The sequence below is a fragment of the Paenibacillus durus ATCC 35681 genome, assembly GCF_000993825.1.
Lineage (GTDB): Bacteria > Bacillota > Bacilli > Paenibacillales > Paenibacillaceae > Paenibacillus_AQ > Paenibacillus_AQ durus_B.
In genome coordinates this window covers 4,263,365-4,275,776 of the sequence record NZ_CP011114.1, presented here as the reverse complement: position 1 = coordinate 4,275,776, position 12,412 = coordinate 4,263,365, and the positions used below count along the sequence as shown (strand labels likewise).

Below are 12,412 nucleotides of genomic sequence, written 5' to 3'. Positions count from 1 at the left end.
TCGCGAGGAGGGACTTTCAGGATGAGGCTTTTCTGCAAGTTATGGTTCCATACAGGCGGCAGCGATTCCGGAGCTTTCCCATCTGGCCAACAACTGTTCCATGTCCTTTGCGGCGAGCGGCTTGCTGTACAGATAACCCTGGATTTTGTCGCAGCCCTGATCCTGCAAATAGGTCAGCTGGTCCGCTCTCTCCACGCCCTCCGCAACTACGCACATCTTCATCCGTTTGCCGATCATCATAATTTGTTCGAGCAGTATCGCATGATTCGTCTCCGCCGGAATGGAGTCAATAAAGGACTTGTCAATTTTTAAAGTGGAGATCGGCAGATGGGTCAGGTAGCTTAAAGAAGAATAACCTGTCCCGAAATCGTCCAGCGCAATTTTGATATTCTTGTCTCTCAGTTCGTTCAATTTGGCGCTGACAACCTCGTAGGATTCGATCAATATGGACTCGGTGATTTCCAGTTCCAGATAGTCGGGCTTAAGACCGGAAGATTGCAGCGTATCAAGCACCAGCTCATTAAAATCGGTCTGCAGCAGCTGCAGCATCGAAATATTAACCGACATTGTCAATTGTCCGTAGCCCTGCTTGTGAAGCTTCTTCAGGAACGCGCAGGCTCTGCGTAAAACCCAGCTTCCGAGCGGAATAATCAAATGCGAATCTTCAGCCACTTTGATAAATTTGAATGGAGAGACATTGCCTAATTCAGGGCTGTTCCAGCGTAGAAGGGCTTCCAGACCGGTCACTTTATTCAGCGCCAGATCCACTTGAGGCTGATAGAAGAGTTCAAACTCATTTTGTTCCATCGCGGTATATAACAGCTTCTCTATGTTCATTCTTTCGGCAAATGTATCATTTAGGGGATTATCGAACACGACAAAATTGCCTTTGCCCGCTTCTTTCGCCTTATACATGGCAATGTCCGCCCGTTTGACTAGTTCCATAATATCGCTTCCATGATCGGGGTAAAGACTGATTCCAATACTGGTGCTGATGTGCAAAAGACTGTTGTCGATAACGACCGCCTCTTTAAGTCCGGCAAGAATGCGGGCCGCCATCATGTTTGCATCCGCCTTGTCCTTCAGGGAATGCAGGAGAATGATGAATTCATCGCCTCCGAACCGGTAAATGACCCCGCCTGTTCCTACGATGGAAAGCAGTCTTTCACTTGCATTAATAATGAGACGGTCTCCGAACCCATGACCCATCGTATCATTAATATATTTAAAGTTATCGATATCCACAAACATTAAGGCGGCAGTTCCGTTCGAGTCTGCAAGAATATTTGCCGCGTTCTCGTACAAGTTCAGTTTGTTGGGCAGATCGGTCAGTAAATCGTGGTAGGCCAGATGCTGCATCTTCTCCTCGCTCTCGCGGAGCTTGCGCTGATTCTCGATTAACTGGTCGTACTGCTGCCTCAGTTCCTCTTCTGTAGCTGTGATTTCCTCGTACGCGGATTCCAGATTTTCATGGGTCATCATCATTTTTTTATAGGATCCCTCTAAATCTTGCTCTACCTTCCTGATTCGCTTAAGCGTTCCTAGAATAAGAACAAAGATAAGCAGTGCCGTCATGAAAACAAAGAACCATCCTTTGATCATATTTATCGTGGTGATCAATTCGGCGCTATTGGTGAGAGCTGAAACCGCTCTGTCGGTCAGAAGAATCCATAAACATCCGACAATAAAGTAAATACCGGCAATTCTGGAGGCCCCGCGCAGAGGACTGAAGGTATAGGTATTCATAGGCTCCGAATTGATTTCTCCCTGCGAACTTCTTCTGAATGTAATGGAGCTATGGGTACGTTTACTGTTGTTTTTTCGCAGCATTTTGACCTCCGTAATGTAAAAAAACGATATCAACGCTATCGCTGCTAAAATTTCGCCATTTTCATTCAAAATCCTCTATTTTCCATTCATATTTTCATAAATTCGACGTATAGCCTGAGCAAAAAAAGACAGGCGAAAGACGATGTGCGCAAATATGCGCGTCATCGTCTTTTGCTCTGTCCCTAAGTGCCTAAAAATTGTCCTGCCGGGGCTGTGAACGTCCGTTATTTCAGGTACTGTCCGCATTTTAACAGCTATTGTTCGCTTCTGATCGGTTTAAGAAAAGCCTGAATCGCTTCAAGAAACTGGTCTCGCGCTTCAAAATGGATGGAATGGCCGGCTTCCAAATGAACAAGCCTCGTGTTCGGTCTTCGGGCAGCCATCTCCTCCGCCTGCTCGTAAGACAGGCATGTGCTCCTCATACCGTGCAGAAGAAGAGCGGGACAATCAGTCGCGAGCCAATCGTCCCAGTGATCGCCGTTTAGATGGCGCTGGGAGACCGCCATATCTTCAGGGACAAAGGGCAGCCCCCAGCCGTCCCTGTACTCCCGCATCGAGTAAGCGAAGGCCGGGCCAAGCCGCCCCATAGCGGCAATCATCGCTTCCTTCGTCGGCGCTCGCCGCGGCCACTGGCCCGCAAAGCTCAGGTCGTCGTTCACGACCGCGCCAATATCCTCAATAATCAACGAACGCACCCGCTCCGGGCACCGCGCCGCCAGCCGGTAAGCGACGACGCCTCCGAGAGAGTGGCCGAACAGTACGGCTTTATCAATGCCAAGATGATTAAGCAGCGCCAGCGCATCGTCGACGTAGCGTTCGTTATCGTAGCTTAAAGGGCGGCCCGATTCTCCGTGTCCCCGCTGGTCCAGTGCGATGACGTGGTATTCACATGCCAGTGTCCGGGCCAGATCCTGCGCGAACAAGCCTTCGTTCATATGGCCATGCAGGGCAATCATTGGAAATCCGCCGCCCCCAAAGTCGATATACGACAGGGTTGTATCGGGACCTTCAAAGAACTTCCGGGTGTAGCCCGCTGCAACAGGGTGACGTTTATGATCGGCCATCATCTTATTCCTCCTTGTGCCTGCATCCGGTTCAGTACAGATCGAACATGTTCACGTCATAGCCCAGTTCCTTCATATAATTGAAGAGCTGCGCCCGGTGATGCTGGGCATGAGTGACGATCTCGATCAACCATTTGGCCTGCACGGAACCATGCTCCAGATAGAACGGCTTGGTGGATTTGTGCAGGAAGTCCTCCTCGCTCAGTCCCTCCATGTACGCTTTCAGATCCTGAAAGCCTTTGTCCATCCATGCCGACAATTTTTCCGAAGCGCTGTCCTGATTAATCTCTTCTTCCATCCTCCGGATTTCCGGCTGCCCGTGTTCCTGCAGGATCAGCAGATCGACTGAGGGAACGGATACAAGATGCTGGGCCAGCTCCAGCAGGGAACGCATATTGTCCCGGGGACGGTAATCCTGGTGCTCCGGGGAGATTTTAGCAATCAGCTTGGACGAGGTCCGGACGATATGCTCCAGTTCTGCAAACAGCAGACCTTTCATTTCACTTACGGCTTGCATAAGCTCACACCTTTCAAATGTATTGGTTTGACCAGGAGCGCATCGTAGCTGGAGGGCTCAACTGGGAAGTGTAATTTTTCAGCGTACGTCGCTCTGGGCTTCGATTTCTATTGTAGTCTATAATAGTGACAAGTATTGTCATAAAATAATCGGAAGATTCCAGCTCAAATGGGAAAAAGGAGGCTACCGCCCATGTCCAAACGCGAAAATCGGGACACCATGCCCAAATCGAAACGGCTGCTGGAGCTGATGCTGACTGTCAACCGCAAGAAAAAATTTACCGTCAAGGAGCTTGCACTGGAGTTCGGCGTGTCATCGAGGACCATATTAAGGGATCTGCAGGAGCTTGGAGAGCTTGGCGTTCCTTTATATTCGGAAGTCGGGCCGCATGGCGGGTACCAGGTGCTGAACGAGCGAATCCTGCCGCCTATCGCTTTTACCGAGGAGGAAGCGGTCGCCCTTTTTTTCGCCTGCCATGCCTTGCGTCATTACTCTTTTATTCCCTTTGAGACGGAGGCTTCATCAGCGCTTGGAAAATTCTATCATTATATGTCCGGAGACGTGCGGGACCGGATTGACCAGATGAAGAACCGGGTGGATTTCGTCATTCCTGCCAGGCAGGCCGAGTCTCCCTTTCTGTCCAGTCTGCTTGATGCGTCCGTGATGCAAAAGATCGTGCGGATCGGATACAAATCACAGGAGAACGTTACGGTCCGGGACATTCAGCCGATCGGCATTTATGCCAGCAGCGGCCTGTGGTACTGTCCGGCGTATTGCTTTCTGCGCGGCGGCGTGCGGCTGTTCCGGTGCGACCGGATCGTAAGCGTGGAGGAGGGGGACCCCGGAATACAGCCGTTGGACCTGCACAGCGTTCATTTGGGCAACTGGGAGGATGCTTTTTCGGACAAAAGCCTGTATACCCGCTGCCGCGTTCAACTAAGCGAGGAGGGGGTGCGGGTGTGCGAGGCGGAGCTGGGACGGCGGGGGCTGCTGCAGGTTCGGGAGGACGGCACCGGCTGGATTGACGGCGATATTCCGAATAGTGAAATTCCTTACTTCGCCAGATTGTTCATCGGGCTTGGCAGCGACGCCCAGGTTGCGGAACCGCCAGAGCTGATCGACCATATGAGGGTAAAGCTGAAGGAGTTGCTGGCTAAGTATGACGCGTAAAGTTAATAGGCAGGGAGCATAACCCTCTCTATCCTAAAAAAATCCCCCTTGATGCATCCGGTGAAATGTGCGGCCGGATGTTCAAGAGGGACTAAGATTGGGTTAATGACGCGCTGCCGGCCGCTTATCCGCAGGAGCAGTTCAGCACGGGCTTCCGCGCAGCCTGCGTCTCGTCAAGACGGCTGATTTCCGTAGTATGCGGCGCGTTCAGAACGATTTCCGGCGTCTCCTTCGCTTCCTGCACGATGCGGATCATCGTCTCGATGAAGCCGTCGAGCGTTTCTTTGCTCTCCGTCTCAGTCGGCTCGATCATGATGCACTCCTCCACGTTGAGCGGGAAGTAGACGGTCGGCGGATGGTAGCCGAAGTCGAGCAGGCGTTTGGCGACATCGAGGGTGCGCACGCCGTATGGCTTCAGGTTTTTGCCGGACAGGACGAATTCATGCTTGCAGATGCCAGGGTAAGGCACGTCAAAATGCGGCGCGAGGCGGCTCAGCATATAGTTGGCGTTCAGCACGGCGTTCTCCGACACCTCGCGCAGTCCGTCCGGACCGTAGGTGCGGATGTAGGCGTAAGCGCGGACGAGAATGCCGAAGTTGCCGTAGTAAGCCTTCACCCGGCCGATCGACTGCGGGCCGCCTGCTAGAAGCGAGTAGCTGCCGTCATCCGCCTTGGCAACGGTGGGGCCAGGCAGGAACGGGGTCAGCTTCGCCTTGACGCCGACCGGACCGGCGCCCGGACCGCCGCCGCCATGCGGCGTGCTCATCGTTTTGTGCAGATTAAGATGCACAACGTCGAAGCCCATGTCGCCGGGGCGGGTGATGCCCATGATCGCGTTCGAGTTGGCTCCGTCATAGTAGAGCAGCCCGCCCGCTTCATGCACGATCTTGGCGATTTCGACAATCTGCGTCTCGAACAGGCCGAGCGTGCTCGGGTTGGTCAGCATGAGCGCAGCGGTGTCGCTGCCGACCGCGTGCTTCAGCGCCTCCAGATCGACCATTCCCTGTTCATTAGAAGGAATGGTCACTGTCGTAAGACCGGCCGCCGAAGCGCTGGCCGGATTCGTGCCGTGCGAGGAATCCGGAACAATGACCTTGGTCCGGACCTCGCCGCGGGCTTCATGATAGGCGCGGATCATCATCAGCCCGGTCCATTCGCCATGCGCACCGGCGGCGGGCTGAAGCGATACGGCGTCCATGCCGGTCAGCGCGGCCAGGTCGCTTTGCAGCGTGTGCATCAGCTCCAGCGCGCCTTGGATGCTCTCTTCCGGCTGGTACGGATGGATCTTCGCGAACCCCGGGAAGCGGGCGACATCCTCGTTGATCTTCGGATTATATTTCATCGTACATGAGCCGAGCGGGTAGAAGCCGTTGTCGACGCCGAAGTTGCGGCGGGACAGAGCGGTGTAGTGGCGGATGACATCCACCTCGGACACTTCCGGCAGGGCGGCGGGCTGCTTACGCAGCAGCTCGGCGGGAATCAGCGCATCCAGGCCTTCCTCCGCCGGTATATCGCATTCCGGCAGGGAGTAGGCGGCGCGTCCGGGACGGCTTATTTCAAAGATAAGGCTTTGTTCCGGTTTCATAAACAGCCCTCCAGTGCGCTTGCAAATTCGTCGATTTCACTCTTGCTCCGTTTCTCCGTGACGGCAATCAGTATATGGCCGGAAAGTTCCGGGTAATCCTTGCCGAGATCATAGCCGCCGAGGAAGCCTTTCCCGAGCAGCTTAGCGTTAACCGCGCTAGGATTGCTGCCCTCCGGCAGCTTCAGCACGAATTCGTTGAAGAACGGTGAGCCGAAGGCAACCTGAACGCCCTGGATGGCTCCGAGACGGGCGGCGGCGTAATGGCTCTTGCGGATATTCAATCCGCCGACCTCGCGCATGCCTTCCTTGCCCATGACGGACAGGTAGACGGAAGCGCAGAGCGCGAGCAGCGCCTGGTTGGAGCAGATATTCGACGTCGCCTTCTCGCGGCGGATATGCTGCTCGCGGGCCTGAAGCGTCAGCACGAAGCCCCGCTTGCCGCTGCGGTCGACCGTCTGGCCGACGATGCGGCCGGGGATGCGGCGCATGAGATGCTCCGCGACCGCGAAGTAGCCGCAGGTCGGACCGCCGAGCGAGGCATTGATGCCGAGCGGCTGAGCGTCGCCGACAACAATGTCGGCGCCAAGCTTGCCCGGCGTTTCGAGCACGCCGAGGGCAAGGGGATTGGCACTGACGACGAGCAGTGCCTTGGCGTCATGCGCCAGTTTCCGGGTGGCGGCCAGGTCCTCGATGCACCCGAAAAAGTTCGGGTACTGCACCAGCACGGCCGCCGTGTCGCCGTCAATCGCCTGCGCCAACTCGGCGAGATCGGTAACGCCGTCCGCGCAGCCGACCTCGGCGATCTCCAGGCCAAGTCCGGCTGCGGACGTCTTCAGCACCTGCCGCGCTTCGGGATGGACAGCGCTGCTGACGACGATCTTCTTGCGCTTCGCAGCGCCGGAAGCCAGCACCGCCGCCTCGGACAAGGCCGTCGCGCCGTCGTACATGCTGGCGTTGGCGACCTTCATGCCGGTCAGCTCACAGATGTACGACTGAAATTCGAAGATCGCCTGCAGCTCGCCCTGGCTGATCTCCGGCTGGTAAGGTGTGTAAGCCGTATAAAATTCCGAACGGGAAATGACATGGTTAATGACGACGGGCACATGGTGATCATAGAGACCCGCGCCCAGGAAGCTGGTGTGGCTGTCGAAGTCGGCGTTTTTGTCCGCCAGACGCTTCATATGCCGCAGCAGGGCGTATTCGTCCAGCGCTTCCGACATGGGCAGCCGCCCCTTGTAGCGCACGGCTTCGGGAATATCGGCGAATAGCTCCTCCACGGACTGAATCCCGATTTCCGCCAGCATTTCGCTGCGGTCCTGCTCGGTCATCGGCAGATAACGATGCTTCATTTTACGGATTCACTCCTTGTCTGATTAATTATAAAGTTGATTAATTATAAAGCTGATTAAATGAATAGGTTATGTCCTGCACATGCAGGTTCTTATATTTCTACGAGAAACGCACTTGCATCCTTCAAGGACGCCGTCAGGCGTTTCTTCTTGAATACAAGAAAGTATAAGTTTCACGCCTGTCGCTGGTCTTATATTTTTACGAGAAACGGATGCCCCCCTTAAAGAGGAAGGCGCTGCCGTTTCTTCTCATAGAAAGGGGCTTTCACGACGGCGGCCTTGAGCCGCTTGCCGCGTATCTCCACTTCCAGCTCCATGCCGATTTCGCCGTACCGGGCTTCCACCAGGGCAAGCCCCAGATTCCGCTTCAGCGTCGGCGACTGCGTGCCGGTCGTAATCTCGCCGATCCGCCGCCCGTCCGCGTAGACGGGATAATGCGAACGTGGGATGCCCCGGTCGATCATTTCGATTCCGACCAAGCGGCGGGGAATACCCTGCTCCTTCTGGGCCTTGAGCGCTTCGCGGCCGATAAAGTCTCCCTTATCCAGCTTCACGAAGAAGCCAATCCCGGCTTCGAGCGGTGAGATATCCTGCGACAATTCCTGGCCGTACAGCGGCAGCTTCGCCTCGAAGCGGAGCGTGTCGCGCGCGCCGAGCCCCGCTGGCATCAGCCCGTGAGCGCTGCCCGCTTCGAGCAGCCCGTTCCAGAGCTTCGCTGCGGCGTCTATCGGCGCGTACAGCTCGAAGCCGTCTTCACCGGTGTAGCCTGTGCGGGACAGCAGCACTTCCACGCCGCACACGACCGCCCGTTCCACGAAATGGAACGGCTTCAGACCGGCCAGCGGCACATCGGTGACCTCGCTCATGATCGCTTCCGCATGCGGTCCCTGAACCGCCAGCAGCAGCGTTTCATCCGACCGGTCCGTAAGCTTTACGCCGCTCTCCGGCAGATGATCCTGAAGCCACTGGAAATCCTTGCCGATGTTGGAGGCGTTCACGACAAGCATGTAGCGCCCTTCCCCCAGACGGTACACGAGCAGGTCATCAACCGTGCCGCCATCCGGGTAGCAGAGCAGCGAATACTGCGCCTGGCCGTCCGCAAGCTTGCCGACATCGTTGGTCGTCATATGCTGCAAATACGCTTCGGCGCCGCTGCCCGTCACCATAAATTCGCCCATATGCGAGACATCGAACAATCCCGCCCGGCTGCGTACCGCTTCGTGCTCCTTCTGGATGCCGGTGAACTGGACCGGCAGCTCCCAGCCGCCGAAATCAATGCTTCTGGACTCCGGAAAAGCGGAGTAGAAAGCGAAAAAAGGCGTTCTTTTCAAAGCATCCATGTTGTCACTCCCCATGATTTTATCCTACAAAGTGAAGCTTGCCCCCTGAGACATCTTTCGAAACCTTACAGCGGGATCGGCCTCTCTATTTTTGCAAGCGCAAAAAGGGACAGGCAAAAGACGCATTTGCGCAACCTATGCGCGTCATCGTCCTTCGCTCTGTCCCTTGTACCTGAAAGTTACCCTGCCCCGGGCTGTGAACGTCCGGTACTTAGCATGGGCCGCTGTTTGCCGTATGGCTTGGCACCCTATGCCGAATGCAGGTTTCCCCGTTGGTGACCGTATGCTTATGAAGCTCCGGTGCTCTCCAGAGTTGCGTCCGGCAGAGGTCCTTTTGCCTGAGAGATTCACCCTTAGATTAAGGCTTACTCCTTCGGCGCCGTCCGTGCAGGACAGTCTCTCCCTATGCCATCATTCGCAGTTGTATGTGATTATTCTCACTCCATTAATACTGGAAACCCATCCCGATGTCAACAACATTCGATCAAAACCGGACGAAATTTATTTTCTTGTCACATATATTGACACCCGATAAGGGCATAACTTAGTCTATAACTAATTTATGACTCCCAATGACGAAAAGAGGCGGCTAACGAAAATGAGTGAAGTGCTAGACAATCTCCGGTACAGCGAAGAGCATGAATGGGCGCAGCAAGGAGAAGGAAAAATCGTGCGTGTCGGCATTACCGACCATGCTCAGCATCTGCTTGGCGACATCGTATTCGTGGAGTTTCCGGAAATCGGTACAGCGGTCATCGCCGGGGACAGCGTTGGCAGCATTGAATCGGTTAAGACCGTATCCGAATTATATTCTCCGGTATCGGGAACGGTGACGCGGGTCAACGAAGCGCTGGAAGACAGCCCCGAGCTGTTGAACGAGCAGCCATACGGCGACGGCTGGATTTACGAGGTGGAAGTCGAGGGGGACTACGCTTCGGCTACTTCCGGATTGCTGGACGCAGCGGCTTATCGTGAGTTGGTCGGCGAGTAATTTCCGGTAATCGGCTAATGAGTTAAAGGGATAATTCCGTTCGTACCTGGACCGGCATCGGATTTCTAAGTGAACGGGAAAAGCTCCGGTTTATTTTTTGGTAAAAAGATAACTCGCTCAATAAACGGTAAAACCTCCGGTTTATTCGCTGTTTTTTCTTCATTTCCGGCTAAAGCGCCGAATTAAGAGGGAGATTTTCCAGCTTAGTTCGGTAAGAGGCCACTTTTTGGAAAAATAAAAGGGAGAAATTACGCTTCGTCTTTTCGGCTCGTTTCGATTTTGGTGAGTGGAGAGAGCGAATGCCACTCTGCCAAGGATGCCGGGGGCGGAATTGGGGCCTCATTGCATACGGAATTATCATAAGCGAAAAAACACCACAGGTGGGCTTGGACAGCGGACCGATCCGCCGAGCGGCCCTGGCGGAATTTATGGCAAGCTTGGCACAGCGGCAGATTTGCCGGGCCCCGGCCGAAATTCACAGGCAGGCTTTGGACAGCGGACCGATCCGCTGGACCAAGGCCAGCCTTTTTTTGCAAGGTGGGTGAAGTTGTTTGACCTTGCGTCTTGCTGCTTCCAGCCGTTCTGCCTGCCGCTACCGAGTCGGAAAGCCAGCGATTCCCTTGTAGATTGAAGGCGCGATATGCCAGAAGAAGGGCTGCAGGAACAAGCAGGCCGCCGCAAAAAGAATCCACAGTCCGAGAAGCCTGCCTATTTTGTGTGACCTCCGGATAGAGGGGGGAAATACCAGCCAGTAAACCGCTATAGAGTAAAAAGGGAACAGCGCAGCGGTCATCAAGGCGGTGCTCATCGTAAAGGTGTTTCGGCGACCGGGGTCGGAATCATGGCACTCGGATTATTGACCGGGTCGGCAAAATAGACCCCCGCGAGAAGCGGCAGCCAGGCGGCCAGCACATGCAGCGGAAACGCCCGGATCTTGCCATCGTTCAACGCGCGCAGCACCTGCCAATATCCGCACCAGATGAGCGCGTACAGAGCGCCAAAGGCCAGCATGTAGCTCCGAATCACCGCAAGTCTCCAGCCTGTCGGCATCCCTGAAGGAATATCCCAGAATAGATGCGGAGAAGCCCCGAAAAAAAATACAAACCCGCCGAAACCCGTCAGAAACATCAAGAAGACGGCATGAAAAAAGAGGCTGACCAACGGCAGGCCAACGGTATACAGGATGTTCCGCCATCGGTTCGGATTACGTAAAGCGCGGACAAGAGAAGCCATGCTGCAATCATCTCCTTTGCTTACCCTTTTCCACGTTATGTATATTTTTTCCTTCTGCAAAAAAAATTCGGCTCCGCGTAAACTCCCACCCACTTAGCTTACGCATGAAGTTGGGGCTTCTGTTGCATTGATACAGGGGTGCGCACGCTGCGAGCTTCATGATTAGGGGACTGCAACACTAAATCTGTTCAAAATCAGCGCTTTGTATGTGACCCGACAGCAGATGACGACGTATAGAGTTGTCTTCAGTGAGCAGAGGTTGCCATGCAGCGGCAACGGACAGCCGTTCAGTCCGCAAGATATGAGCCGGCAGCAGCGGCAGGCAGCAGAGGTTTACTGCATCAGCGGCTAGGCCCCTTTAATCCGGAGTCATGCCCTACAATTAACAAGCGTTCGTAAAATAACTCTTTATTTCAAGATATTACATGGCTTTATGAAATGTCGATGAGTCTTCCAGCGTTTTAACCCACTCTGAAAACTTCGCTGGAGGCATTAATTTCAAGCTGCCATGCATCTTGCGGTTGTTGTAGAAGTCCATATATTGATCGAGGGCCTCATAGGCTTCGTCGAAGGTCATGAACTCTCTTTTGCTGAACAGATCGCGTTCCATTAAGCTATGAAAGGATTCAATGTAGGCATTCATATTCGGTGTCCGCGGCGGGATGCGTTCGTGAATCATGTCCAGGCTTTCACAGGTATCTCCAAATAACTTGCTGACGAATTGCGGCCCGTTGTCCGTTCGAATCACGGGCATGACTTCTCCGGATTGGAGACGACTCTGTAGCGCTCGCCATAGGGTTTGGACCGCATGTTTGGCCTCACATACGGGTCCTCTGTACTGCTGGACCACGACACGGTCAAATACATCAATGATACTAAGCACGAAAAAGAAACGTTCCTGGCCGATGATGTAGCCGTACTTGATGTCCATTTGCCACAACTGGTTGGACCCTGTGACGACCCGGTTCTTGGGAAGCCGGCGTGGATGTGAGGGGAGGCGCTTACGGGATTGCTGAAGAATCCCTAGCTCTTTACACAAGCGATATCCTTTCTTCTTGTTCAGCTTTACGCTGTACCGGTTACGAATACATTGCGCAAGAAGTTTGTAGCCATAGACATGCTCTTCGCCTTCGAGGAGCTCAAGCAGCCATTCCTTGATTTGTTCGTCACTGACTTTCTCTCCCGTAACCGTGAAGGAGTAGCCCGGCACCGGACGCCCCATCTGGCCTTCTGGTGGGCGTTTTGTTGCCGGACGGGCAGCTCGTTTTTTACGATCGTAGTACGTCGATTCGGATAATCCAAGGATGCGCAGAACCCATGCCACCGGTTCCCC

12 protein-coding genes and 1 riboswitch are annotated in these 12,412 nt (G+C 54.4%); of the genes, 4 read left to right on the top strand and 8 right to left on the bottom strand.

Going from position 1 to position 12,412, the window contains the following annotated elements; all coding sequences use genetic code 11:
• Nucleotides 1-39 precede the first annotated feature (39 nt).
• From VK70_RS20030 to VK70_RS20020, 3 genes are all read right to left on the bottom strand, one after another.
• On the bottom strand, nt 40-1,830 hold the full coding sequence (locus VK70_RS20030) for a putative bifunctional diguanylate cyclase/phosphodiesterase (RefSeq protein ID WP_144415278.1): 1,791 nt from the start codon (nt 1,828-1,830) through the stop codon (nt 40-42).
• Nucleotides 1,831-2,084: 254 nt separating this feature from the next.
• Nucleotides 2,085-2,897 (bottom strand): alpha/beta fold hydrolase, encoded by an 813-nt coding sequence (locus VK70_RS20025; RefSeq protein ID WP_201778737.1) that lies wholly within the window; start codon nt 2,895-2,897, stop codon nt 2,085-2,087.
• Nucleotides 2,898-2,925: 28 nt separating this feature from the next.
• The gene (locus VK70_RS20020; RefSeq protein WP_025693975.1) at nt 2,926-3,411 is read right to left on the bottom strand and encodes a DinB family protein; all 486 of its coding nucleotides are present in this window, start codon (nt 3,409-3,411) and stop codon (nt 2,926-2,928) included.
• Between the two features lie 219 nt (nt 3,412-3,630).
• Here VK70_RS20020 and VK70_RS20015 point away from each other — a divergent pair, with 219 nt between their 5' ends.
• Nucleotides 3,631-4,581, top strand: a complete 951-nt coding sequence (locus VK70_RS20015; protein WP_025693974.1) for a helix-turn-helix transcriptional regulator — start codon at nt 3,631-3,633, stop codon at nt 4,579-4,581.
• A 124-nt stretch (nt 4,582-4,705) separates the two neighbouring features.
• On the opposite strand, the gene gcvPB is transcribed toward VK70_RS20015, so the two are convergent.
• The 3 genes from gcvPB to gcvT form a co-directional block, all read right to left on the bottom strand.
• Nucleotides 4,706-6,166: an aminomethyl-transferring glycine dehydrogenase subunit GcvPB gene (gene gcvPB, locus VK70_RS20010; protein WP_025693973.1), complete on the bottom strand. Its 1,461-nt coding sequence runs from the start codon at nt 6,164-6,166 to the stop codon at nt 4,706-4,708.
• Complete coding sequence (gene gcvPA / locus VK70_RS20005; RefSeq protein WP_046723659.1) at nt 6,163-7,515, bottom strand: aminomethyl-transferring glycine dehydrogenase subunit GcvPA; 1,353 nt, start codon at nt 7,513-7,515, stop codon at nt 6,163-6,165. The genes gcvPB and gcvPA overlap by 4 nt, the downstream gene beginning before the upstream one ends.
• Nucleotides 7,516-7,736: 221 nt before the next feature.
• A complete protein-coding gene (gene gcvT / locus VK70_RS20000; RefSeq protein WP_025695530.1) occupies nt 7,737-8,855 on the bottom strand; it encodes a glycine cleavage system aminomethyltransferase GcvT in 1,119 nt (372 codons plus the stop codon).
• 316 nt (nt 8,856-9,171) lie between these two features.
• Nucleotides 9,172-9,270, bottom strand: a riboswitch (glycine riboswitch).
• A gap of 183 nt (nt 9,271-9,453) precedes the next feature.
• Between gcvT and gcvH the strand changes: the two genes are divergently transcribed.
• Together gcvH and VK70_RS19990 are read left to right on the top strand one after the other, a co-directional pair.
• Complete coding sequence (gene gcvH, locus VK70_RS19995) at nt 9,454-9,846, top strand: glycine cleavage system protein GcvH (RefSeq protein ID WP_025695529.1); 393 nt, start codon at nt 9,454-9,456, stop codon at nt 9,844-9,846.
• Nucleotides 9,847-10,145: 299 nt separating this feature from the next.
• Nucleotides 10,146-10,391, top strand: coding sequence for a hypothetical protein (locus tag VK70_RS19990; protein ID WP_025695528.1), 246 nt, complete (start codon nt 10,146-10,148; stop codon nt 10,389-10,391).
• A 259-nt stretch (nt 10,392-10,650) separates the two neighbouring features.
• Here the strand turns inward: VK70_RS19990 and VK70_RS19985 are convergent, their stop codons facing one another.
• Nucleotides 10,651-11,079 (bottom strand): hypothetical protein, encoded by a 429-nt coding sequence (locus VK70_RS19985; protein WP_025695527.1) that lies wholly within the window; start codon nt 11,077-11,079, stop codon nt 10,651-10,653.
• A gap of 223 nt (nt 11,080-11,302) precedes the next feature.
• Here VK70_RS19985 and VK70_RS29265 point away from each other — a divergent pair, with 223 nt between their 5' ends.
• Nucleotides 11,303-11,431 (top strand): hypothetical protein, encoded by a 129-nt coding sequence (locus tag VK70_RS29265; protein WP_267885623.1) that lies wholly within the window; start codon nt 11,303-11,305, stop codon nt 11,429-11,431.
• Nucleotides 11,432-11,500: 69 nt separating this feature from the next.
• Here the strand turns inward: VK70_RS29265 and VK70_RS19980 are convergent, their stop codons facing one another.
• On the bottom strand, nt 11,501-12,403 hold the full coding sequence (locus tag VK70_RS19980; protein WP_046723231.1) for an IS3 family transposase: 903 nt from the start codon (nt 12,401-12,403) through the stop codon (nt 11,501-11,503).
• Nucleotides 12,404-12,412 lie beyond the last annotated feature (9 nt).

Excerpts from the sequence above, each read along its gene's own strand:
- VK70_RS20030 (WP_144415278.1), bottom strand. The coding sequence starts at position 1,830 with ATGCTGCGAAAAAACAACAGTAAACGTACCCATAGCTCCATTACATTC.
- VK70_RS20025 (WP_201778737.1), bottom strand. The coding sequence starts at position 2,897 with ATGATGGCCGATCATAAACGTCACCCTGTTGCAGCGGGCTACACCCGG.
- VK70_RS20020 (WP_025693975.1), bottom strand. The coding sequence starts at position 3,411 with ATGCAAGCCGTAAGTGAAATGAAAGGTCTGCTGTTTGCAGAACTGGAG.
- VK70_RS20015 (WP_025693974.1), top strand. The coding sequence starts at position 3,631 with ATGCCCAAATCGAAACGGCTGCTGGAGCTGATGCTGACTGTCAACCGC.
- gcvPB (WP_025693973.1), bottom strand. The coding sequence starts at position 6,166 with ATGAAACCGGAACAAAGCCTTATCTTTGAAATAAGCCGTCCCGGACGC.
- gcvPA (WP_046723659.1), bottom strand. The coding sequence starts at position 7,515 with ATGAAGCATCGTTATCTGCCGATGACCGAGCAGGACCGCAGCGAAATG.
- gcvT (WP_025695530.1), bottom strand. The coding sequence starts at position 8,855 with ATGGATGCTTTGAAAAGAACGCCTTTTTTCGCTTTCTACTCCGCTTTT.
- gcvH (WP_025695529.1), top strand. The coding sequence starts at position 9,454 with ATGAGTGAAGTGCTAGACAATCTCCGGTACAGCGAAGAGCATGAATGG.
- VK70_RS19990 (WP_025695528.1), top strand. The coding sequence starts at position 10,146 with ATGCCACTCTGCCAAGGATGCCGGGGGCGGAATTGGGGCCTCATTGCA.
- VK70_RS19985 (WP_025695527.1), bottom strand. The coding sequence starts at position 11,079 with ATGGCTTCTCTTGTCCGCGCTTTACGTAATCCGAACCGATGGCGGAAC.
- VK70_RS29265 (WP_267885623.1), top strand. The coding sequence starts at position 11,303 with ATGACGACGTATAGAGTTGTCTTCAGTGAGCAGAGGTTGCCATGCAGC.